Raw genomic sequence first — 3,285 nt, forward strand, 5'->3', positions numbered from 1 at the left:
GGCCTCGCCCGCGGCATCGACACCGAGACCCACCGCGGGGCCCTTGAGGCAGGCGGCCGGACGATCGCCGTCCTCGGCTGCGGCCTGGGGGAGCAGTACCCCGCCGAAAACGAGGAACTGCGCCGTGAAATCGCCCGGCAGGGCGCCGTGATCTCCGAATTCCCCTGGGAGATGCGCCCCTATCCCCAGAACTTTCCCCGGCGCAACCGCCTCATCAGCGGCCTCGCGCTCGGCACCCTCGTCATCGAGGCCTCGCTGCGGAGCGGGGCCCTCCTGACCGGCCGGCTGGCCCGCGAGCAGGGCCGCGAGCTCATGGCCCTCCCCGGCTCCATCGAGACGGGCCGCAGCGCCGGCAGCCACCACCTCATCCGCGAGGGGGCGCATTTGGTCGAAAAAACCGAGGACATACTTGACGCGCTCCCCGATTTTGTTCAGAAGGCTCTGGGCGGCGCGGTGGCCAAGCCCCGCACGGCGGCGGACCCGCCTGCATCGCTGCCCGCCCTGCCGCCCGAGGAGGCGGCGCTCATCCCCCTCCTCGATCAGGGGGAAACCTCAATTGAGGAGCTGAGCCAGGCCAGCGCCCAGAGACCCGAACTTGTTTCAGGCGCGCTCCTCAGCCTCGAGCTGAAGGGCTTGGTGCGGCAAACGGCCGGCGGCCGCTTCGAGCGTGCCAGATAGGAGAGAGGCCCCGTGCGGGAAAAGATGTTCGCCATGATCCGGATTCTCGTCGAAAAGGCCCTTGAGGACCGGAGCCTTCTCTCCGACGAGCGGGAGATGACCGCCCTGCTGGAGAGCCGCGGGTATTCCCAGGAGGAGATTTACGATGCCGTCTCCTGGCTCCAGCAGATTCATGGCGACTGGAGCGGCGGCGAAGAGGCACTCCGCACGGAAAGACGCAAAAGGTCCATCCGTGTCTTTCATCCGGAGGAGCGCCTGGCCTTCTCCCCGGCCGCCCAGGGGCTCGTTCACCGACTCTACGCCCTCGGGGCGCTCGACGATCACCTGCGCGAGGAAGTGCTTCAGCGGTGCATCGATTTGACCGATGAGGAAATTGACGCCGAGACAGTAAAAACCGTAATCCTTCTGGTACTTTTCAAGGAGAATCGCGACGTGTTGGGTGAAGACATCCAGAGCTTGCTCCGAATCGATACCACCCGCCTTGTGAACTGAGTTCATGCTGGAAAAGAAAACCACCAAGAAAATGAGAACCCGGACGAAAAAGAAGACGTCCTCCCGCAAGGCGGCGAAGGCGGAAAATGCGCCGAAACTCGTCATCGTCGAGTCGCCGACGAAGGTGAAGACGATCTCGAAGTTTCTCGGGTCCGACTACACCATCATCGCCTCGAGGGGCCATGTGCGCGATTTAAAGAAAACCGGCGAACGGCGCATGGGCATCGACATCGAGAACGACTTCGCCGCCGACTACGGGGAAATCGCCACCAAGAAAAAGACCATCGACGAACTGCGGCGGGCGGCCCGCTCCGCCGAGGAGATTTATCTCGCCCCCGACCCCGACCGCGAGGGAGAGGCAATCGCCTGGCACATTCAGGAGCTGATCCGCGGAAGCCAAAAAGCCAACAAGGTCTACCGCATCTCCTTCAACGAGATCACACCGCGGGCCGTCCGGGAGGCTCTCGACCATCCCGGCGAGATCGATCAGCGCAAGGTGGACGCCCAGGAGACGCGCCGCAAGCTCGACCGCATCGTCGGATTCAAGCTCTCTGGTGAAATCCTCTGGGACAAGGTGGCCTTCGGCCTGAGCGCCGGGCGGGTGCAGTCCGTGGCGCTTCGCCTCATCTGCGAGTGCGAAGATACAATCGAGGCCTTCGAGCAGGTGGAGTACTGGTCCATCACCGCCCACCTCGAAAAACCCGGCGCCGCCCCCACCTTCGAGGCCAAACTCTACCGCGTGGACGGAAAAGAACCCGAAATCCCGAACGAGGAAACGGCCCGCCGCCTCGCGGACATCATCGAAAGGGCCGACCTCGGAGTCGGCAAGGTCGAGAGAAAAGAGCGGCGCAGGCGCCCGCCCGCCCCCTTCATTACCAGCACCCTTCAGCAGGAAGGCTCCACAAAACTCCGCTACGGCGCCAAGCGCACCATGTCGATCGCCCAGTCCCTCTACGAGGGCGTGAACCTCGGCAAGGCGCTCGGGACAGCGGGGCTCATCACCTACATGCGGACCGACTCCGTCCGTCTCGCGAACGAGGCCATCGAGATGGCCCGCACCTACATCAGAAAACACATCGGCGGCGACTACCTTCCTGAGAAACCGCCACGCTACAAGGGCTCAGACAGCGCACAGGACGCCCACGAGGCCATCCGCCCGACTGATGTGGCGCTGACGCCCAATCGCGTCGCCCCCTTCCTCAAGCCGGAGCAACTCGCCCTCTACACCCTGATCTGGCGCCGCTTCGTGGCCAGCCAGATGAACCCCGCCGTCTACGACCAGACGAGCGTGGACATCCCGGCGGAGAACCTGCTCCTGCGGGCCACCGGCTCGATACTCAAGTTTCCGGGCTTCCTCGAGGTCTACCAGGACAAGGCGGAGGAGAACAACGGCGCCGAAACCGCCGCCGCAAACGGGGCGAACGGAAAAGACCGCTTTCTTCCCTCGGTGGAGACGGGGGACGCCCTCCGACGCCTCTCGACGGAAGAAGCCAAATCCGGGGTCGTGCCCGCGCAGCACTTCACCCAGCCGCCCCCCCGCTACACCGAGGCCTCGCTCGTAAAAGAGCTCGAAGAGGACGGCGTGGGCCGCCCCAGCACCTACGCCTCGATCCTCGACACCCTCGAAAAGCGCAGATACGTCATCGTCGATCGCCGGCGCCGCCAGTTTACCCCCACCTCGCTCGGCCGCGAGGTGAGCAAGCTGCTCGTCCAGGGCTTCCCGGAGGAGATGGACGTCAAGTTCACCGCCAAGATGGAACACGACCTCGACGAAATTGAGGAGGGCACCCGCCCCTGGCTGCCGGTGCTGAGCGACTTCTACAACCAGTTCGACCGGAAGGTGCAGTCGGCCAAGACCACGCTTCCGAGCCTCAAGGCCGCCGCCGAGCCGGTCGACCGCGCGTGTCCTAACTGCGGTGAACCGCTCGTCAAGAAATTCAGCCGAAACGGCTGGTTCATCTCCTGCTCCGGCTACCCGGACTGTAAGCACGCCGAGAACATCCCCCAGCCGGGCGAAGACGAGGAGCCGGACGAGGACATCGCCCGGATCGAGGAGCAGGCCGCGCCCTGCGATGTGTGCGGCGCCCCGATGCAGGTGCGGCGCGGCCCCTACGG

At 64.9% G+C, this 3,285-nt stretch carries 3 protein-coding genes; all 3 read left to right on the forward strand.

The genetic code is table 11. The annotated features are described in order from the left end of the window. The coding region (locus O2807_13870) for a DNA-processing protein DprA (protein MDA1001588.1) at positions 1–678 on the forward strand (678 nt) is incomplete at its 5' end. 12 nt (positions 679–690) lie between these two features. Then, positions 691–1,170: a DUF494 family protein gene (locus tag O2807_13875; protein ID MDA1001589.1), complete on the forward strand. Its 480-nt coding sequence runs from the start codon at positions 691–693 to the stop codon at positions 1,168–1,170. A 4-nt stretch (positions 1,171–1,174) separates the two neighbouring features. Further along, positions 1,175–3,285, forward strand: a 2,111-nt coding sequence (gene topA / locus O2807_13880) for a type I DNA topoisomerase (GenBank protein ID MDA1001590.1), incomplete at its 3' end; no start/stop codon positions are given.

Source organism: bacterium (genome assembly GCA_027622355.1).
GTDB lineage: Bacteria > UBA8248 > UBA8248 > UBA8248 > UBA8248 > JAQBZT01.